The 20,133-nt window shown below is 33.9% G+C and carries 17 protein-coding genes; 13 read left to right on the top strand and 4 right to left on the bottom strand.

Going from position 1 to position 20,133, the window contains the following annotated elements; genetic code table 11:
* Positions 1-60: 60 nt before the first annotated feature.
* Genes B7E04_RS07390 through B7E04_RS07380 form a run of 3 tightly spaced genes read right to left on the bottom strand, consistent with a single transcriptional unit; the run spans position 61 to position 1,743 of the window.
* Positions 61-927 carry an alpha/beta fold hydrolase gene (locus B7E04_RS07390; protein WP_080778087.1) on the bottom strand — a complete coding sequence of 289 codons (867 nt, stop codon included), beginning with the start codon at positions 925-927 and terminating at the stop codon, positions 61-63.
* A 4-nt stretch (positions 928-931) separates the two neighbouring features.
* Positions 932-1,426 carry an SRPBCC family protein gene (locus tag B7E04_RS07385; RefSeq protein ID WP_080778086.1) on the bottom strand — a complete coding sequence of 165 codons (495 nt, stop codon included), beginning with the start codon at positions 1,424-1,426 and terminating at the stop codon, positions 932-934.
* Positions 1,423-1,743 carry an ArsR/SmtB family transcription factor gene (locus tag B7E04_RS07380; RefSeq protein WP_080778085.1) on the bottom strand — a complete coding sequence of 107 codons (321 nt, stop codon included), beginning with the start codon at positions 1,741-1,743 and terminating at the stop codon, positions 1,423-1,425. The genes B7E04_RS07385 and B7E04_RS07380 overlap by 4 nt, the downstream gene beginning before the upstream one ends.
* Before the next feature lie 229 nt (positions 1,744-1,972).
* Here B7E04_RS07380 and B7E04_RS22730 point away from each other — a divergent pair, with 229 nt between their 5' ends.
* The 12 genes from B7E04_RS22730 to B7E04_RS07325 all read left to right on the top strand — a co-directional run bounded on the left by B7E04_RS22730 (position 1,973) and on the right by B7E04_RS07325 (position 15,162).
* Entirely contained in the window at positions 1,973-2,119 is a 147-nt protein-coding gene (locus B7E04_RS22730) for a bacteriocin-like protein (protein ID WP_449384825.1), read from the top strand.
* 142 nt (positions 2,120-2,261) lie between these two features.
* On the top strand, positions 2,262-3,728 hold the full coding sequence (locus B7E04_RS07375; protein ID WP_080778084.1) for a T9SS type A sorting domain-containing protein: 1,467 nt from the start codon (positions 2,262-2,264) through the stop codon (positions 3,726-3,728).
* A 364-nt stretch (positions 3,729-4,092) separates the two neighbouring features.
* The gene (locus B7E04_RS07370; protein ID WP_080778083.1) at positions 4,093-4,347 is read left to right on the top strand and encodes a hypothetical protein; all 255 of its coding nucleotides are present in this window, start codon (positions 4,093-4,095) and stop codon (positions 4,345-4,347) included.
* A 4-nt stretch (positions 4,348-4,351) separates the two neighbouring features.
* Positions 4,352-7,216 (top strand): hypothetical protein, encoded by a 2,865-nt coding sequence (locus tag B7E04_RS07365; protein WP_139785360.1) that lies wholly within the window; start codon positions 4,352-4,354, stop codon positions 7,214-7,216.
* 51 nt (positions 7,217-7,267) lie between these two features.
* Complete coding sequence (locus B7E04_RS07360; RefSeq protein ID WP_165439420.1) at positions 7,268-10,789, top strand: DUF6443 domain-containing protein; 3,522 nt, start codon at positions 7,268-7,270, stop codon at positions 10,787-10,789.
* A complete protein-coding gene (locus tag B7E04_RS07355) occupies positions 10,790-11,218 on the top strand; it encodes a hypothetical protein (protein ID WP_062652952.1) in 429 nt (142 codons plus the stop codon).
* 259 nt (positions 11,219-11,477) lie between these two features.
* Positions 11,478-11,936 carry a hypothetical protein gene (locus tag B7E04_RS07350; RefSeq protein ID WP_080778080.1) on the top strand — a complete coding sequence of 153 codons (459 nt, stop codon included), beginning with the start codon at positions 11,478-11,480 and terminating at the stop codon, positions 11,934-11,936.
* Complete coding sequence (locus tag B7E04_RS07345; RefSeq protein WP_080778079.1) at positions 11,937-12,248, top strand: hypothetical protein; 312 nt, start codon at positions 11,937-11,939, stop codon at positions 12,246-12,248.
* A gap of 108 nt (positions 12,249-12,356) precedes the next feature.
* Complete coding sequence (locus B7E04_RS07340; protein ID WP_080778078.1) at positions 12,357-12,740, top strand: hypothetical protein; 384 nt, start codon at positions 12,357-12,359, stop codon at positions 12,738-12,740.
* 202 nt (positions 12,741-12,942) lie between these two features.
* On the top strand, positions 12,943-13,905 hold the full coding sequence (locus tag B7E04_RS07335; protein WP_080778077.1) for an RHS repeat-associated core domain-containing protein: 963 nt from the start codon (positions 12,943-12,945) through the stop codon (positions 13,903-13,905).
* A gap of 19 nt (positions 13,906-13,924) precedes the next feature.
* The gene (locus B7E04_RS07330) at positions 13,925-14,605 is read left to right on the top strand and encodes a hypothetical protein (RefSeq protein WP_139785359.1); all 681 of its coding nucleotides are present in this window, start codon (positions 13,925-13,927) and stop codon (positions 14,603-14,605) included.
* Positions 14,606-14,766: 161 nt separating this feature from the next.
* Positions 14,767-15,162 (top strand): hypothetical protein, encoded by a 396-nt coding sequence (locus B7E04_RS07325; RefSeq protein WP_139785358.1) that lies wholly within the window; start codon positions 14,767-14,769, stop codon positions 15,160-15,162.
* A gap of 673 nt (positions 15,163-15,835) precedes the next feature.
* Here the strand turns inward: B7E04_RS07325 and B7E04_RS07315 are convergent.
* Complete coding sequence (locus tag B7E04_RS07315) at positions 15,836-19,129, bottom strand: DEAD/DEAH box helicase (protein ID WP_080778073.1); 3,294 nt, start codon at positions 19,127-19,129, stop codon at positions 15,836-15,838.
* Between the two features lie 56 nt (positions 19,130-19,185).
* Between B7E04_RS07315 and B7E04_RS07310 the strand changes: the two genes are divergently transcribed.
* Positions 19,186-20,049: a hypothetical protein gene (locus B7E04_RS07310; protein WP_080778072.1), complete on the top strand. Its 864-nt coding sequence runs from the start codon at positions 19,186-19,188 to the stop codon at positions 20,047-20,049.
* Positions 20,050-20,133 lie beyond the last annotated feature (84 nt).

The following is a 20,133-nucleotide window of genomic DNA, read 5'->3' as shown; positions in this document are numbered from 1 at the left end:
ACCAGATTTATATCCGGTGCAATTTTAGATCTCCTCTGTTTGGATTCTCAGAGCAAAATTTCATTTAAAAAAACCGTTCAGATAGTTTAGTATAGTCTGTGTCTGCATCATCAGGCTCACATGCCCTTGCCCAGGAACAATTGCCAGCTGTGATTTTGGCATGGGTCCTAAATCCGCAGTAACGCCGCCGCCCAGTAACTGATAGGTTTTCATTAATTCTACTTTGTCCAGTCCGTCATTGTCTCCTGCTATCAAGAGTACGGGAGCGGAGATTTTAGAAATATTAGAATCTCCAATGTTGAATTTGACATGTGAAAAATCAAACATCTGCATTAAGAAGGGTCTCCACTTGGTTTTATCCGGTGCCACGGCATCATATCCTGTTTTCAGTGGAGTGTTATCAAAAAATTCAGGTTTGAAATCTTTAAATGCATTGTTTACGGCAGGCAGCCAGCCTTCTGTTTTATAAGTAGATGAAATAATGACCAGCTTCCTCAATCTTTTGGGACTCTGAACAGCAAACTGATAGGCAACGGAACCTCCCATACTATACCCTGCTACATCCGCAGTTTCTATTTTCAGATAGTCCATTACTTTTTCCACATCACTTGCTAATGTATTGAGTGACAATTTTCTTTCTGAAAAAGGTGAATGCCCATGTCCCTGCATTTCAATGGCAATGACTTTTCTGGTTTTTGACAGTTCGGGAATCAATTCTCCCCAGTTCATATCAATAGTATAGAATGCTCCATGCAATAAAACAACAGGATCTCCTTTACCATAGACTTCGTAATACACTTTGATCCCATTCACAGGGGCGTATCCACTGTTTGAGGGTTTCATTTTTTGTGCATTTGAGGTACACGCTACAAACACCATGACCACCAGCAGCATTGACTTAAGCAATTGAGTTCTGCCCTTTTTCATGGTTTCAATTTTTTGTTTGGTTCAATAATTCTTCCAGTTCATTCAGGGTCATGGTAAATCCTTCTTTGAATCCCATTTCAATCATTTTTTCCATCCGTTCAAGAGAATCATTGTAAATACTGATGCTTACGGTTGTGATCCCGTTTTGCTCACTGAAGCTAAGATCCCAATCGGAACCGGGTAATTGTGGGTTTGCGTCCTGATCTGCAAATGCATTCAGCATTTTGAAATTGGTTTTGGGAGTAATGGAAGTATATTGGTGCATAGCCCACATCTCCTGTCCTTCAGGGCTTACCATAGCATACAATCTTACCCCACCTACTTTGAAGTCCATTGATTTTGTTTTTGAAGCAAATGGTTTTGGCGCCCACCACTGATCAAGAAGTTCCTGTCTTGTAAATGCATCCCAGACCAAAGACTGTTCTGCATTAAATTCTCTGTTTATCAACACGGTATTGGTTGATTTGTCAACGATAAAGTCAAATAGTAAATTGTTCATATTTTTGTTTTTTGAATTGTTGTTAATAGATCATCTAATTGATTAAACCGGTTTTCCCAAATCTTTTTGAATTGTTCTAACCACTGGTCTACTTCTTTCATTTTTTCAATTTCAAGAGAGTAGTAAATTTCCCTGCCCTTCTGCTCCTGTTTTACAAGCTCACATTCGGACAGTATTTTCAAATGCTTTGACACAGCCTGCCGCGTGATGCTGAAATTATCGGCAATGGCATTGGGGGTCATCGCCTGTAATGAAATCAGTACGATAATAGCCCGTCTGGTTGGGTCTGCAATTCCCTGGAAAATATCTCTGCGCATTTATAACTTTTTTAATGAAACCAATCAGTTGCAAATATATGTGCAACTTTTCGGTTTCGCAAATTATTTCATACCTATTTTTGGTAAGAGCAAAAAAATCTGAACACAGCTTCACAAAGAATATGCTGAAATTCCCTTGTATAATTCTTAAACAGAAGATTATCATAAAAAAATATCCCTCATGTTTGAATTATTCATATCTTAGTGATGCATTAAAAACTAAAATATTATGAAAAATTTAAAGAAAGTTTCACGCGAGAATTTAAAAACCATTAAAGGAGGACTTAGGTATTGCAATGATGAGCAGTATTGCAATATAAAATTCTGCTGTGCAGACGGTATTTGCAGACATATAGATTCTGCATACTGTCAATAATCGGTAAAAAACCAATTAAAGATAAGCTTCTGAATGATCAGAGGCTTTTTTTGTGTCAAAAAAAACACCAAATAGTGCTTTATTTAAAAAATTAACGCAAAGAAGTTAAGTAAAATCATATATTTGACGCTTTAATAAAACCATGAAAAAAATTCTCTTATTTTTAGGATTATCCTGTTTAGCTACCTTTTCTGCACAGGAAAACTTACTGGATACCACGTATGGCCAGAACAACGGATACTCTAATTTTGCGTTTTACACGAACGGACAGCCCAGCGGTGGCCTCCAGATTCATGATACCACCCAACTTCCGGACGGAAAACTTCTCGCCGTGGGAGTAAGTTGCTATGCCCGCTTTACAGCGAATGGCCTCTTAGATCCAACGTTCAATAACGGGTTAGGTTATAAACTTTTGTCTCCTCCACGCACTTACAACAAAGTAGAGCCCGCAGGCGATGGCAACTATATTGTGCTGGATGGCAGCACAGGAGGAAGGATCTTAAAGATAGACGAAAACGGAAATCCGGTAAGCAGCTTTACCATCTATAATCAATCCGGAGATTATATGGATATGCATATTGATCCGGCCGGAAAAATCTATGTGATCAGAAAGATCAGCAGTGATCACAGATTAGTACGCCTGCTTCCCAATGGCCTTGTGGATACTACATTTGCCAATAACGGAGAGATCGCTTTGGGTTCAACCTATCTGTACAGAAAAGTGGTAGTGAATGCCAACAACGAAATCTTCATCGGGGGGAAATATCAGATTGCCCCTAACAACCGGTATATGCTGCTTTCAAAATTTGATGCTGCGGGCAATCTTGATACCGGCTTCGGAACCAACGGACATTTCATGCGTTCTTCAGGGGAATATGTAGGTGACTATACCCGCCTCGAGCTTCTGGAAGACGGGAAAATACAGGGTTTTACTTCCGGAAGTTTCTGTTTCGGAAACAATTGTTTCGGGCTGATTGCCTACCGTCTTCTTCCCAACGGAACTTTAGATCCGTCCTATAAAAACGGTGGTGCATTTGTCCTGCCGATACAGTCGAATTCTGATCCTGTAGAAGTAAAACGTATGCCGGATAATTCTTTTATAATCGGAGGAACAGGACATCACACATTTTATGCTTTAAGAATGAAAGCCGATGGAAATCTGGATCCTTCTTTTGGTGTAGACGGCAAAATCATTACCCCAATCATTGGTACCGGCACTTCTTACGTGTACAACCAAGGGTTTGAATTATATGGAAACTCCATTGTACTGGCAGGCATCTACTCTATTGCATACGGAGGCCAGACAAAATATGTGGGTACGCTGCGGAAATATTTCTTCTCCCAGAACAATTTATCTGTTACCGACCTAGAAAAAGACAAAGACAAAGTGAAAATTTATCCTAATCCTGTCAAAAACAGCCTGAAATTTACCATCACTGGTCCTGCGAACGGCTATGAAATATATGATATGAACGGGAAAAGAATAATGCATTCATTATCTCCTTTAAAAACCCAATCTGTTGATGTGAGCAACCTCCCGTCCGGAAATTACATCCTTAAACTTCAAAGTCCAGGGGAAGTGATTACCGGGAAGTTTATAAAGGAGTAAACTGCTAAATCATAAAATATAAATGGCTCTTTTTTGTAAAGCCATTACGCAAAGAACCCGTCCCGCAAATGGTTGTGAGACGGGTTCTTATTTTGTATGGCCACCTGGTTATGAGTCAGGTGTTCTAACCTGCTGAGCAAAAGACCTCAAAAACGGAATTAAATAAAATAATACAAATATAATACGTCATCATTTGTCGTTTTGCCGGAATACCTTTACATCACAAACATTGGGCAGAAGTACAAAACAAGGAATTGATATGACCTACGTTAAATCTTATTGAAAGAGGCTTGTGGTACGTTAAAAAATGTTAAATTTGCCGCAAAATTATAAAAACTAATCTAAAATAAAACACAAAAAGCAGATGAAGAAATTCTACGCCGATGCATACACTTTATGCACGCTCCTGGGGCTGTCTGCCCAGGAAGTATTGTGGCAGAAAAATACTAAATTCTCTACCCAGGATTTTCCAAGCCATGTTACCACAACCATTGATCAGCAGCATCTGATACAGGCCAGCTCTATTCAGGGCGGCTCTTCGGCAAGCTCAGGGACTTATCTGGTGACTATAAAAACGTATAATAATAAAACGGCAAATGCTAAACTCATCAAGAAATAAAACCATGATAAAAAAACATTTTTTAAAGATAAAAAGCCTGTTTTTTACTTTAATTCTGGCATATACGACAGGAAACGCCCAGACCAATGTATTTGAATTTCAGAAGGAATCCATTCTCAGGAATTATGAAGGAGGCTATTCCAAAGGGAAAACAGATGTCAGTATTCCATTAGGAGGTATGCCCACATCAAGATCGGCATTAAAAATTGATATAGGATTAAGCTATGATACGGAAAGTGTATCCAACCTGTCCGGAACAGGAGATGCAGGGCATGGCTGGAACCTTGATGATGGCGCAGGTTCGGTAAGCAGATACCTGTATTATGGGCTCAATGATAATATGAATGTTTATCAATACAGTTTTTTGGGGCGAGCCGGACGTTTTCTTATTAAGCGGGACAGCAACACTGGAGATCAAAAAGCCATAGAAACGTATCCCAGCACCAATAAGATATTGATTCAGAAAGAATCTGACAGTATTTTTACTTCATTCACAATTATTGATGAAAACGGATTCAAATATATTTTTGATAAAAAGAACGTTTCTTATCGGTATGAGTATCCGCCAGTTTCCCCTAATCCGCATCCAGGAGGTGGCGGCGGAGGGATTCCAGATCCCAAAAAAGAAAAATTTACAAGCGCTTTCCTTTTGACAAAAATTCTTGACGAAAAAGGCAGGTTACTGGTCGATTATGAATATATGGCCCGCAGCAAAACCATTGAAACAGGTAAAGTAATTGTACAGAACAGGGTGAAGAAAATCAATATTCATGGAGTAGGTACCCTTAATTTTAGTTATAATGTTACTGACGGAACTTATTCTCTTGAGGATAGGGTCTGGCTTAATAGCATATCTCTGAAAAATAAAGCCGGGCAATTCATTAAACAATATGCTTTTGAGTATACTTCCGGATATACAGCGAAAAATCTGCTCTATCGCATAGTACAGAAAGACAGTGCCGGAACAATACTGGGTAAATACGATTTCAATTATCATATACCGCAGGAAACATCCCATGATATGAGCATGTACGATACTTACGGATATGTTAATTTCTTCTATCCATGCCGGATTGATTATGATAATTTTTATAGTTTAGGAGCAGTAAATCCCCGTCAGTATAAAACTGATTTTCTAAAATCGGTTACTTATCCTACCGGCGGAAGAACAGAATATGAGTATGAAGTAAATACCGTTCATATTGAACCGTATGCCTATTCTTCTATAACAGGCGATTACAACCATTCCGATTTTGAAGTTCAGAAATTAGCCGAGGTTACTGCTAATCCTCAAACACCCAGCATTCCTTTTACCATCAACAATCCACAGAATTACTCCCGGTTTTTGGTAACAACAAGCTACGGTGAAGAAATAGATTCAGAATTTAAAACCGAGATTGATCCTAATTTGTGGTTCAATTATAAAATATCTAAAACTGCTATCGGAAATGATACCATCCCATTAAAAAGATATAAATATGATGCTGTAAGACTTTGTGGTAAAAATCAGGTAAGAGAATTTGATCCCGGAACCAACAGCAATTTGTTTTTCAGGTTTATGGGAACCCAGCCTAACGGTAAGGCCAAAATCTTTGGTGTAAAAAAAATGAGCCGTAACATAAGATATGCAAAAGGAGGACGGATTAAATCTATAAAAACCTATGAAAATAATGCAGCTTCTCCCACTAGTGTTATCAAGTTCGACTACAATACGTTTTCTGATCCCTCAAAATCCAGTGGCTATTCTTATAATGACGGCGGGAACTGGGAAGAGAATATAAGCCTAGGAGTAACGGGACTTAAAAACCTGCAGGAAGTAGTGATGTATCAGAATGTAAAAGTGACAGATTCTGTAAAAAATATATCGGCAAAATATACCTATCTGATGCCTGAAGAAATAGACGCTCTTTATGGTACTGTCAATGATGAACAAGTGGATATAGATCTTAACCACTCATTGAAAAAAGCAGGACTGATGAAAAAAGTGGAAAAATTTGATTCCGGAAATAATCTGATAGAGGAAATTTCTAATCAAAATACCATAGAATATATTACAGCCAATTGGGTTCAACATGTGTTTAATCCATTTAAGTATGTTTGGGTAAAATCTGTCAATACCACCACTAAACTTAAGGTAGATAATACAGGCACGCTGGAATCTCAAACTCAAAAATTCTTTGAATCCGCCAACAATTTAATGACCAAAGAGGTATCCACGGATTTCTCAGGGTCTGTTACGGAACAGAATATTTTCTATCCGAAAGATCTTAATAACCAAAAACTTCTGGATGCCAATCTTGTGGGTATTCCTTTAAAAACAGAAGTGAAACAGGAAGGTGTGCTTACCGGCAGAGCAGAAACAAAATTTGATGATCCCACCCATATATTCCCTACCTCGCAGGTAGTGTATAAAATGGATACACAGACTCCTCAGACACAGGGAAATATTACGGTATATGACGAAATGGGAAATGCATGGGAAGTGAAATCTAAAGATGGAATTCCCGTTGTTACCATCTGGGGATACCACAAAACCCAGCCTATTGCTGTGATTACAGGTGCTTTGTACGCTGATATTATCAATCTGCAGACGGTACAGTCCGCTATTACGGCTTCTGATGCAGACAACGATAATCCGGCCAATGAGCCGGCGCTGATCCTTGCACTTAATAATCTGAGAAATGATGCTGCTTTAAAAAATTTCCAGATACAGACCAGCACCTATGATCCGCTTATTGGTGTCACTTCCTCAACATCCCCTTCCGGGTTCAGGGAAACCAATGTGTATGATGCTGCCGGAAGACTGCAGAAAGTAATGGATATGAACGGGAAAACGCTGAAGGAATTCAGGTACAATTATAAACCATAATCAGGATCTGGATTCATGAAGGATTTAAGTCAAACTTTAGCACTCAAAACAATGAAAAAAATTTTAAATATATTCTGTATTATCGCTGCAGGTGTTTTTTTCTCTGCACAGCAGACTGATACGGAAAACTATATCTACAGCAAAAGCTGTCTTGATGCAGACTGTGTCAAAAAAGCAGAAACCGTACAGTATTTTGATGGTCTCGGGCGGCCCAAACAGTCCGTTGCCGTAAAAGCTTCCCCATCCGGAAAAGATGTGGTTTCACATATTGAATACGACCAGTACGGAAGGGTATCAAAATCCTATCTTCCGGTACCGCAGACAGAAACAAGAAACGGAGGAATTTATGAAAACCCGCTGGCGAATGCCACGTCTCCCGGAATTTATGGAAGCGAAAAGATTTATGCCCAGCAGGTTATTGAAAATTCTCCCCTGGAACGGGTAAAGCAAAGCACAGGAACCGGAAATGCATGGAGCGGAAAACATGTGGATTTTCAATACACCACCAATACAACAAGCGACGGGGTGAAAAAATACCCTCTTATCACTACATGGACAGACGGAAGAAGCCATTCTGTGCCGGGCGTTCCCACTGTGTTTGCAGTAAATACCCTGATGAAAACTTCCGTTACCGATGAAGATGGAAATATGGTTACGGAATTTAAGAACGGAAAAGGCCAGACCGTATTGGTCAGGAAAAACACCGGTACCGCCAATGTGGATACCTATTATCTGTATGACCTTTATGGAAGACTGGCTTATGTCGTTCCGCCACTGGCCTCCGGATCTTCTTCACTGGATCAGGCCACTCTTGACAATCTATGTTACCAGTATCGCTATGACGGCCTTGGAAGACTGGTAGAAAAGAAACTTCCCGGAAAAGGCTGGGAATATCTGATCTACAATAAGGCAGACCAATTGGTAATGAGCCAGGATGCTAATCTCAGAGTTCAGAATAAATGGATGCTTACCAAATATGATCAATTCGGAAGAATCGTTTTAACAGGTATTACGAACAATACGGCTACAAGACAGAGCCTTCAAACAAGCATTACAGGTGCGGCCTATACATTTGAATTACGAAGTGCCGGCTCTTTTACCATATCCGGAATGCCCATCTATTATACAAACAGAGCGCTCCCTGCAAGTCTGATACAGGTGTTAAGTATTAATTATTATGATACTTATCCGAATTACAGTTTTGCTCCGGCTTTTCCCGGCTCAATACTGGGCCAAACCATCATTACGGACGGACAGAATGCTTCCGTAAGTACTAAGGCGCTCCCTACGTTAAGCCTTGTAAAGAATATTGATGATGACAGCTGGACGAAGAATTATGTCTATTATGATACCAAAGGCCGTGCAGCAGGGACCCATACTATCAATCACCTGGGAGGTTATACCAAAACAGAATCTGAATTTGATTTTACAGGCCTGGCCAAACAGACCAAGGTCTATCACAAAAGGCTCAGCACCGACACGGAGAAAGTCCTGGTACAAACGTTTGAATATGACAGCCAGAACCGCCTGAAAAAACATTATCATCAGGTTGGTACCCAGCCTCAGGAATTACTGTCGGAAAATACGTATAATGAACTGTCCCAGCTTTCCAATAAAAAAGTAGGCAGTAATCTTCAGAGTATAGATTATACCTACAACATCCGTGGAGCGCTTACCAAAATGAATGATCCGGCTGCTTTGGGAACTAAGCTTTTCGGCTATGAATTAAAATACCATAATCCACAGTCTCCGGGAATTGCTCCTGGAAAATACAATGGAAACATTGCAGAAGTGAACTGGAAAACAGCTTCCGATCAGGTTTTAAGACAATACAATTATGAATATGATGGTCTCAGCAGGCTGACAAAAGGAGTTTATTCCGAGCCCGGAGCTTCTCTTCCGCAAAACGGATTTTTTAATGAGACCTTAGCCTATGACCTGAACGGAAATATCACCTCTTTACAAAGAAATGGAAAGAGTTTTTCCGGAACAGCACAGCTTATGGATAATCTGGTTTATCAGTATACAGGAAACAGACTTAACTCTGTGGCTGATATCTCGGGAAATTATAGTGGTTATCCTGATAGTTCTGGAAATACCATTACCTATGATGATAATGGGAATATGAAAGATCATGTGGACAAAGGTGTTTTACAGATTAATTATAACTTTCTGAATTTACCTAATTATGTGAAGTTTGATCAGACTTTTGTGCCCAGAGCTACAGATGGTGAATACAATGTCAATACAAAATATTTCTACAAAGCAGATGGTACCAAGCTTAAAAAGATCTATACCTATGGGATGGGCAGGCAGAATATGGAGACTTCCAGAACAACAGAATACCTGGACAGTTTCCAATATGAGACCCAGGGATTATCGGCAAGTGCTCCCCTGACCCTCCGATTCGTCCCTACAGCGGAAGGTTACTATAATTTTGAAAATAATAAGTATATTTACAACTATACGGATCACTTAGGAAATACCCGTTTAAGCTACACCAGAAACAGTGCTGGAACAGGAGCAGAGATCATTGAAGAAAACAATTATTATCCATTTGGTTTAAGACACACAGGATACAATGCTTTGGATGGAAATCCTGCGTACAATTATCAGTACAACGGAAAGGAACTGCAAAAAGAAACAGGCTGGAATGATTATGGCGCCAGGATGTATATGTCTGATATTGGGAGATGGGGAGTGATAGATCCATTAGCAGAAACCAGCAGGGCATGGTCACCTTATCGATATGCCTATAATAATCCACTGACATTTATAGATCCGGATGGAAGAAAGGAAAGAAAGAGTTCTCTGGAAACCATGGTTGAACTTGGAGGATCCTGGAAGAATACAGGAAGTGGTTTTTCGAATGGTCGTATTACATTGGGCTATGATACCCCAGGTGTTGATAGTCCAGCTGTAGGCTCAGATATGCTTGATTTTACTTTAGGAAAAGAATATTTTAAAGGGATTGATTTTTCGAAATTTAAAAACAATAAGCCTGATGATATAATAATAAGAAATAATAAAGGACATATTATGTACCGTATTATTTCAGATATTAAAAAGGATGTACAAATAGACACAGATGTTGAAATTGGAAATCCGATGACGATAAATTTAGAAGATTATAAGAAAAAAGGCGTTCACGCAGTAGGTTTTAGCCTTGATTATAGTGGAACATTTGGAGGAGGAATGAATGGAGGGGTATCGTTTGTTTATTTTATATCTGGCGATAATGCCGGGAGTGGCTTTCTATATGGTTATAAAGGAGGAAATACAGGTCTTGAAGGCTCAGTAGGCGTTAGTAAATTTTATTCTACATTTGTTGATAATGATAAGAAGAACTTTAATGCAGAAGGATATGCCGGAAAATCTTCTGGACATGCCTTTGGAGTTGGGATCTGGGGATATTCTAAATCTTGGGGTAATAGAACAAACGATGGAGAATTGTGGCAAGGTCAAAAAAGTAAAACAACATGGGTTACAATTTCTAATGGGGTTGGACATGGTGGGAGTGTTGGAGCTAAAGTATTTTGGTCAGATTATATACTTTTAAAAAAAATATTTTAAATGGGAAGAAAAAAATTATTATACCTAATTTCAGCATTTGCAATTGCAGGTCTAATATTATTTCTATTTATTTATTCTCCAAAAAATGAGAATAAATTTATTTTAGCAGATATTAAGGTCGAGATAAAAGGAAAGATAAAAAAGAAAGTTGCCGTAAGAAAAAATCTTTTTACTCACACGCTCATTTCAAGATTTAACAAAACAGATACTTTAATTTTTTTAGGAGAAAGTATTGATAGTGTAAATGTTGGAGATAATTTTTTAAAATACAAAGATTCTCCTTTTTTCTACGTCCTAAAACAGGAAAAAAAAGTTAAGAAACTAAAATATGTATCAATACCTAAAAGTATATTGACTGATGAAAATTTCCCAAAAGAATGGAAAGACAGTTGTAAAACAGCTTGGAGGAGTGTTGTAGTTGATAATTAAGAAGAAAACGAGAATATCATCTAAAATATTAGTTATAGAAGTTTCACAAAGTCCCGGTTGGCGGGAGTGTCTTGCTCGTATCCACAATAAAAACCACTGTTTTTTCATAGTGGTTTTTACCTGAACTAGGAATCAATATATTACATTTGTAGAAAACCTGAAGGAAATAGCCGTTTAGGCTATACCAACACAGTGTGGAACTGGAGCAGAGCAGTTTAAATCGGGATCCCAATTAAGAATTTCAGACTAAATAATTAAAATGAGCTTAATAGTAACAGATATAGACAGCGATTATCAAAGCTTACTTGATAACAAAGATTTTACCGCCGTAAATTTCCCCATTGAAAAGGCTGTTAAAATTTATGGAAATAGTTATAGCAGACTAAGAGGTAAGAACAAATTAAAACGTGAATTTGAAAAAATAATAGGTTTTAAAGATGATCACTTAAACTCATGTGAAGCGATAGAAAACTTTCTGGTATTTACTTATTATCTATTAAAAACAAATGACAAGCTGGTTGTGTTCACAGCCGGACTATCATATGATTCTATTGACCACTATATTAAAATAATGGAAATTATTCTGCCAAGGCTGGGTAATCGTACATTATACGTTGTCAAAAATTTCACTGATATTAATGAATCACAATTAACTGATCTATACATACACATCAATAAAATTGAAAAAGAAATTATATTTGATTTTATGAAAAACTGATTGATCGGATTCAAGCCTAAAAATGAATATTTCAGATACCCTGAATATTTTGGAAAAATGGAGTTTGAAACTGAAGATTATTTCGAAATGCTTTCATTCATTTTATCTGAACCAAACAGGAATTATGAATTCTATTTTATCAATAAAAACAATTCTCAATATTATCCTAAAGGAATGATTCTTATTAATAACAATTCAATGTATTTGGGAATTGGTGTTAATAAAAGTTGTGAAAAAGATTTCATAGATAAACTAACTAAAGAATATGATAAGACACCTATTATTAGTAACTGGCTACAATTACCGTATTAAAACATGAAAATAATTCAGTTTTTGAAGTTAAAATACTCCAAAGGGATAGTTTATAGATTGGAAAAAGCGACGGAATTTATAAATAAGGGACTAAAGTCCTAATAATTTATGGAATTAACAGATATATATCTATTTATAGATAAGGTTGAAAAAGAGTTTATATTTGACTTTATAAAAAATTGGTTAATAGGTTTTAAAACCACAGATGAAGTTTTTGAATATCCTCAATTTTTTGGAGATACAGAATTGGAAACCTATGATTATTTTGAAATGCTTTCATTCGTCTTAGCTGAGCCTAATAGAAACTATAATTTTTATTTTGAAAACGGGAATAATTTACAAAACCCCAAGGGAATGATTTTTATCCAAAATAACAACATGTACTTAGGCATAGGTGTTATTCCAGGTTATGAAAATCATTTTATTAATAAATTGAGTGAACAATATAAGCAAGAACTAATTATTTGTAATGGAGTTCTACCTTATAAATAATATATAATTCCTTAGTTGTCCCGTTGATACGAGCCTTTCGCTCGCATCACCAAGTAAATAAAAACCACTGTTTTTCCACAGTGGTTTTTATTTGAGACTAGAATTAATAAATTTACATTTTGGACCTTAAGGTTATACAAAAATATTGTAGGAACAAAAATCATTGAAGAAAACAATTATTGTCCATTTGGTTTAAGACATAATGCAGGAACGGCTCCAACAGCAAATCCAGCCTACAATTATCAGTATAACGGAAAGGAGCTGCAAGAAAGAAACAGGCTGGAATGACTACGGAGCCCGGATGTATATGTCTGATATTGGGAGATGGGGAGTATTAGATAATTATAGTGAAACTTACAACTCTTTATCTCCTTATAATTATGTTGCCGGAAATCCGGTTAAATATATTGATATTAATGGAGAATGGATCTATATCAATGATACAAATGGAACTAAATACAGATATAGTAATGGAGGAGCACAGCACCAGGTAGAGGGAAAATGGGTGAATGTAAACGAAACTACAAAATTATCGGAATATGTTATGCAGACTATAGCAGGGCTTAGTTATTTAGATCATAACACATCGATCGGAAATACGATGATTAATTATTTTAATCAAGAGGGAACACAAAGAGATATACATTTTTACTCTACGAGTGGAGATTCACAGGTAAGACATGGGATAAGTAATATTATTGATCTAAAAATATTCCCATCAGATGGTGTTTGGACAACTTCAGGAAAGGACTTACAATATTCTCCATTATATACAACTATTGCACATGAAATGGGGCATGTTTATGGGTATTTTGCTTTAGGAGAAGTGGATACATCAGAAGAAAGATTTGGAGACAGATCAACAACGGCTGAAATTTTTGGAACACATGTTGAGAATATTGTCAGGGCAGAGACATTTCTTTCATTACGAACACACTATGGGAAAACCTGTTTGGGTAAAACTTGTATACCCAATACTGATGGTAGATTAATAGATAATGTAGGAAACAGTATTTATTACAATTCAAATGGAAGCCAAATTAAACCTATTCCAAATATTGAGAGTGTACGGAATATCAATAATAATATACTACAAAATAAATATAATTACCATGGAGCTGCTTTATATAATAACTGGCAAAGGTTTAAAAATAGAGCTCAGTAATATTAATAAATTAATTATAATGAAAAATTTTATCATCTTATTAAGTACGATCTTGTTTACTGGTTGTTTTTCACAAAATAAAATATCATTAAGAAAAGCGAATGATGAGATATTAAAAAATAGAAAGGTATTTCCATACAGTGAATCAAATGATTCAACAATGGTAAATATGCTCATAAAAGGATATACAACTTATCGATTATTGGGAGCAAAAACTTGTAATATTCTTCCTGATAAAAAATATTCTCATATTTATATAGAAGATGGATTTAATGTAGAAAGCGGGCAATATAGTGGTGTAATTATCATAGATAATACAAATATTTGTGAAATAGAAGCAAACAAGAATAATTTAAGAGCTGATATTCTTTCTTATACTAAAATTCAAGAGGATTATATTACTTTTTTCACTAAAAAAATTAGTAAGGATGATTTTAAGAAAAAATATCTTGATGAATATTTTAGATATGAGATTATAGCTCAAAATAAAACAAAAGATTTACAAAAATGTTTAGCTATAGATAAATTTACTCCAAAACCAATTATATATGCGGCTAGTTATTATTTTGCAGCTAAAAAAATAAATAATTATGGAACTGTCAGAATAAAATATAATGATATAAAAAGATGGCATAGAAGAAATCCCTTATTTTACGGAGGAAAAAAAGAAAAGTTTTATAGAATGCATCAACAATCTTAATATTCTGAAAATATCGGATAAACATGCTAACAGACTATAAACAATAAGTTATGATTCATAAGTTTATTATTATAATTTTATTAATCTGGATTACTTTTATTAAAACTCAGGGCAATAATAATTCTATCCAGGAGACAAAAATCTCCACATTTCTTAAAAACATGGAGACTAAAAAAGAACAGACTAATTTTCTTATTTATAATATCGGAAAAGAATATTTGATTGTTACCAAATTAGAATCCTCCTTCACATTGTATTGGTATAAAGAAAAAATGGATTTTAGCAATCAAATTGAAATTTATAGTTTAGTCAGAAAACGGCAAAATGTAAAAGATAAATTGTTACAAAAATTATTTAAACATAAATGTGGCAATAGAAATTATAAAAATACAGATGAAGGAAGTTCTTATATTTATTTTGAATTATATTCTAATAATATAAAGGAATGTGAGTTTAAGACACCTTATATGTATTACAATAAAGAAAATAAAAACCGTCCCCCTATAAAAAAGAAATATATGGAATATTTAACAGAAAATCTTTTACGTATCTATTAACGATGGGGTTATTCTAAAATTCTTATCAATTATATAGGAGGAAAAATCAAAATATAGTTTTAATAAGATTTGTTATGAATTTATTAGAAGTAATTTTCGGAGGAATACTTATTCGGTTTTTAGGATTGAATACGAGATATTATTTTTTCAAAATCTTTGATGAGAGTGTGAAAAAAGAAGATTTTGAAAGTGATAAGGAAGACATAGGGGCTAGCTTTTATCAAGGTTTTTTCAATTTTTTTATTGGACTCATCGTTTTTTTCCTTCTATCTTTTGGAATAGTGTATCTGTTATTCATACTTCATCTTTTATAAATGTGTCTTCCATACGTGTACGAGCATATTACAAGCTTCTTTGTAATAACAAAACCCTACATTTTACAAGACTTTATAGATCAGATTTGGGCAGACAGATGTGCACTTGAAAATAACAATTTATTCATTTCATAGTACACATTTGAAAAAATCTTGGAAAAATATGAAAAACAAAAAACCACTCACATTACTGTAAGTGGTTGAAATTGTGGTCCCACCTGGACTACAAGCTTGCATTTCTATTTAGCAGATTTTCAAAACAATACAAAAATAGCAATTTAATCAGTGGACAGTTTAGAGCACACTTTTAATTAAATATTCTTTTGTCTTAATACAAATTTAATTAATTAAACTGAATTCTAGTCACTCACAATAACATTAAAATAATTACCTGTATTTTTTAATAACATTTCTGTTGCTCCTAGTAACTTTAACTGTTCATTTGAAATTTTTGCTTTGGAAATTCCAGGCTGTACAATATGAATATTTACAATAACTTTTGAAAAACCTGATTGAATAATTCTTTTAAATATATATAATTCCTCTGTTCCTCCTTTTTCAAATCTAGATGGTTTATTAGCTTCAAATCTTTGCTTTTCTCTAAAGTTTAGATGATTAATTAGATTTTCTATTCTATGCTTCCAGTGAAAGCTTCTTTGCGCCTGTCCACAAACTTCATATAAATCCTTAATTCGTCCTCCTGCTTTTGATTTTTGTGAAAACTTACAGTGATATAAATCAACTACTACTTTACTGTAATCTTCTTCAAAATATTTTATCCCAACAATATCACTAATTTCATCTTTATCATCATCATCAAAAATTATTTTATAATCTTCATCTTTTTTTAATTCATTAACCATAAAATATTGAACTGAGTCAGTAATTTTTGTCTTTTTGGTTTTATCATATTGAGACTCATTAGTTATATTTACTCCCGTCCAAATTCTTGTTTCGATTAATTCTGGATTATATGCTTGAAATTCATATTTAAACTCAAAAAATATATCGTTATACATTTTTGAAGAGTCAGAAAATCTTATTATAGGAGGATACTTTTTGAAAAAGTCATCAATACTTATATTTTCATTTCGTCCGTATGTAAAAAATAAATCATTTCCTTTTATTTTAGAATAAGTGTAACCTTTTGAATTTTTATTTGAATCTAATATAAGTTCATATTCAGTCTCAATATTTTCTGTTTTTATTGAGAAATTAATTGAATTATTTTTTGTCTTATCAAAATTTAAAGCAATTCTGTAATCAAAAAAAGATTTTTCATTAATGAAAAACTCTGTTTCTCTGAAATATATTTCGTCATTCCATATTATTGAAATTGGAGTAATTCCATTAGGAAGAATAGAAATCCTTTCTGGTTTAGCTATAAAATTAAATATATTTTTAACGTCAATAGTATCATCGTTAAGTTTTTTCCCAATAGTATCACACCATTCACAAAATTCAGGTATTGTTTTAATCATTCTAGACCAAACTCGACCTTTAGATGAACAACCTATAGTTATTCTTTCACCTACAGTAAAACCTTTTCCAAAGAGATTTGCACTTGATTTTGTTTTTTTTGTTATTTCGTCTAAAGCTTCTCCAACATTTCTCCCAAATAATTGTGTGTAGCTTATTGCTTCCTCAGATATTGGCTTAACTCCTAAATTAAATAATTCTAATTGCTCTACTTCATGAAGCGATTTATATATATCAGATTCATTTATAAGATTTATATTCTCTCCAATTACAAGATTTGCAAGGCTCTCATAAAGGCTACCATTATTAGAACTATTTATAAATAATAAATTTTGTTCTCTATTAAAATAAATTATATATAGGTCATATACATTATTTATTAAATCATCTATTATCCCCCACCTTACAGAAGAATTGTTTCGACCAATAATGATTAACAAATCTTTTTCTTGATGTGTTGCGTGTACCGATTGATTATTCTTTTTTTCAAAAAACTTCTTATATGAATCAGGATTCCATTTGGGCTCTAAATCATTAACCTTATATACTACTGTACTAAGAGCTGGAGTAATATTTCTTAAGGGTATTTGGTATGGGATTCCTTCTTCATCAAATTTTTGAAAAAAATCTTCTTCCTTATTTAACTCAGCCAAAATCCCCTCATTAGAAACTTTTAGAATTTTATTCCAATCTGCATCCTTTGCGTAAAGTTTTCTTAAAAGATTATCTTTTAAATTATTATCTCCGATATTAGCAATTATTGTAGCATTACCAACTTTTTGAGTTGAACTTCTAGTAAATCGACCAAAAAACTGTATTGAAGTTGTAATATTCTTATGAATTTCATGCAGTGCACATACCTTTAAAGTTGGTAAATCATAGCCTTCTCCTAGCATATCTACACAAACAATAATTCTATAGTTATCATCATTTTTTATTTTATCTAATATATCTCTCTTTTCAGAATCACTAAGCCTACTGTGTACCAGCATAGGTTTAAATTCTTTATATTTTTTATAAATCTCAAATACTTCCTTTGCTCTATTTATGTTTTCCACCCTTGCCATTAATTTGTGATTCAATTCTTGTGACAAGTCATTTCTTAATTGTTCAATTGCTCTTTCTGCTATTATTACATCCGCCTTACTATCGTTAAATTCTATTATAGGTATAAAGTTTATATTCAAGAAAGAGCCGTCTCTTTGGGCAAGAGAAAGAGGATAATTATAAATTGTTTTACCCTTTAATCTTTTTTTATCATTTCTAAATGGTGTTGCAGTAAATTTCAACACGGGCTTATTTTGAGAAATAAATTTTGTTGCAATATTATCCCACGTGCTTGCTTCACAATGATGAGCTTCATCAACAATAAGTAATTTTGATTTCGAAATTAAAGTATCGAAAATTTTATAATCATTTTGGTTGCACTTATTTATAATTGATGTTGTTGCTATTATAACATTACACTTATCCCAAAACTCGGCTGCCTCAGTTTGACTTTTAAAAGAAGTCTGTAGTGTACCAACTATAGGACATAATGCATCTTCACCAACAATTTGAAATTTTGAATCTTTTAAAACTCCAAGTGTTAAAAATTTACCCGTTATTTGCCGTCTAAGGGAATCAGATGGAACAATTACAAGTATTTTATCTGTTTTATTAGCAACAAGAAGAGAAAGCATTGTTTCGGTTTTCCCCGTTCCTGTAGGCATTACTACTATTGCAGGCTCTTGTGAAACACTCCAATGTGCTAATATTGAATGTAGTGCACCAATTTGCGGAGGTCTTAATCCAAATTCAAGATTTACTTTATTTTCGTCTAAAACTTCTTCTTTGTAAAAAAAATTATTATTCCATGAGTTTTTGATAAATTCTGAATTGGGTAAATTAAAATTGAGGCATATTTTATTGGTGGTTTGAAGAAAAGAAACTAAGTCATTTCTAAACTTATTTTGGTCAACATAAAAGATACCGTTATACCCATTTGGTGCATAGCTGGGTTTTAAAGTAAACAAATACTTTTCATCATCGCTAACTGTAAACAAATAACCAAATTCGGATTCTTTTGAGAGTAATCCTCTTTTTTTTCCTAGATAATAACTGATTACATTTTTATTTTGACGTAATTTTACTGTCAAATCAATTTCAGCAGTTTCTTGAAATAATTCCATCATAGTTTATTAGTTTAAACAAAAATAGAAAATAAATACTAAAATCTCATCCTTACAGTATGATTACAAATGAATTACAAAATCTTTCATACATTTTCAATTTTTCTAAAATCTTTTATGAATCATACCATAAAAATCTTCCATTAATAAATTTTCCTAGCACTCTCGAAAAACTTATAGATATTGATATAATCCAACTAATAAAATCTGACGAAATACATATTCGTGACAAGGCAAATATTTGGATGGAAGAGGCATATCTTAATTTCCAACGAATCAGTAAAGTTGGAACAGAACCAAGCAAAAAATTAATTTTAGAATTGGTTCCTAATAAGATACAAGATAGCAGTTTTATACAAGCTCTCACTGCATTTAATGAAAGAAATTATAATATTGCTAACTGCTTAGTTAATAAAAAATCTTTGATTGATAATGAAAATCTAATAAAATCTCAAATTAAATTAGATGCATTTAAAGGTATTCCTCTTCTACTTCCCTGTGATGAATTAGTAAAAAAAATATCTAGTAATACATACCAACAACCAAGCCAGGATAAACTTTCAAAACACAATCTTCAAATTCAACAGAAATATATAGATAGGTTTATTAATTCTCTCTTAGTATATACTTTGGTTGATTCAAAAGAAGATTTAAAAAAGCTTCTACAAGGACATAATATCTTTAAACCTGTAGAGTTTTCTTGTCCTGCAAATTCAGTTATAACATTTTTCAGGGAAAGACATGAAGATGGTATAATTATTAGTAGTAAATCCATCACAAAACAATTCATTCACACTTTCTTCTTATTTGAAAATAAAAAAACCAAGATTTACCAGCACCCATCATTAAGTAATATAATTAACTTTCTTACAAGAGAAACTCCTCAAAGCGGTACACTAAAAAAAATTATTTTTATAGAATAAAGTTAAATTCAGTTAATTTTTATGACTCATTTATAACACCTCAATAACAGTGTATTGATGGTGTCACTTTTTGTAAAGTATATT

It is taken from the genome of Chryseobacterium phocaeense (assembly GCF_900169075.1).
Lineage (GTDB): Bacteria > Bacteroidota > Bacteroidia > Flavobacteriales > Weeksellaceae > Chryseobacterium > Chryseobacterium phocaeense.
This window is presented reverse-complemented; position numbering and strand designations above follow the sequence as displayed.

What these genes read in the sequence shown, in the direction of transcription:
- B7E04_RS07390 (WP_080778087.1), bottom strand. Translation starts at nt 927, where the DNA reads ATGAAAAAGGGCAGAACTCAATTGCTTAAGTCAATGCTGCTGGTGGTC.
- B7E04_RS07385 (WP_080778086.1), bottom strand. Translation starts at nt 1,426, where the DNA reads ATGAACAATTTACTATTTGACTTTATCGTTGACAAATCAACCAATACC.
- B7E04_RS07380 (WP_080778085.1), bottom strand. Translation starts at nt 1,743, where the DNA reads ATGCGCAGAGATATTTTCCAGGGAATTGCAGACCCAACCAGACGGGCT.
- B7E04_RS22730 (WP_449384825.1), top strand. Translation starts at nt 1,973, where the DNA reads ATGAAAAATTTAAAGAAAGTTTCACGCGAGAATTTAAAAACCATTAAA.
- B7E04_RS07375 (WP_080778084.1), top strand. Translation starts at nt 2,262, where the DNA reads ATGAAAAAAATTCTCTTATTTTTAGGATTATCCTGTTTAGCTACCTTT.
- B7E04_RS07370 (WP_080778083.1), top strand. Translation starts at nt 4,093, where the DNA reads ATGAAGAAATTCTACGCCGATGCATACACTTTATGCACGCTCCTGGGG.
- B7E04_RS07365 (WP_139785360.1), top strand. Translation starts at nt 4,352, where the DNA reads ATGATAAAAAAACATTTTTTAAAGATAAAAAGCCTGTTTTTTACTTTA.
- B7E04_RS07360 (WP_165439420.1), top strand. Translation starts at nt 7,268, where the DNA reads ATGAAAAAAATTTTAAATATATTCTGTATTATCGCTGCAGGTGTTTTT.
- B7E04_RS07355 (WP_062652952.1), top strand. Translation starts at nt 10,790, where the DNA reads ATGGGAAGAAAAAAATTATTATACCTAATTTCAGCATTTGCAATTGCA.
- B7E04_RS07350 (WP_080778080.1), top strand. Translation starts at nt 11,478, where the DNA reads ATGAGCTTAATAGTAACAGATATAGACAGCGATTATCAAAGCTTACTT.
- B7E04_RS07340 (WP_080778078.1), top strand. Translation starts at nt 12,357, where the DNA reads ATGGAATTAACAGATATATATCTATTTATAGATAAGGTTGAAAAAGAG.
- B7E04_RS07335 (WP_080778077.1), top strand. Translation starts at nt 12,943, where the DNA reads ATGCAGGAACGGCTCCAACAGCAAATCCAGCCTACAATTATCAGTATA.
- B7E04_RS07330 (WP_139785359.1), top strand. Translation starts at nt 13,925, where the DNA reads ATGAAAAATTTTATCATCTTATTAAGTACGATCTTGTTTACTGGTTGT.
- B7E04_RS07325 (WP_139785358.1), top strand. Translation starts at nt 14,767, where the DNA reads ATGGAGACTAAAAAAGAACAGACTAATTTTCTTATTTATAATATCGGA.
- B7E04_RS07315 (WP_080778073.1), bottom strand. Translation starts at nt 19,129, where the DNA reads ATGATGGAATTATTTCAAGAAACTGCTGAAATTGATTTGACAGTAAAA.
- B7E04_RS07310 (WP_080778072.1), top strand. Translation starts at nt 19,186, where the DNA reads ATGATTACAAATGAATTACAAAATCTTTCATACATTTTCAATTTTTCT.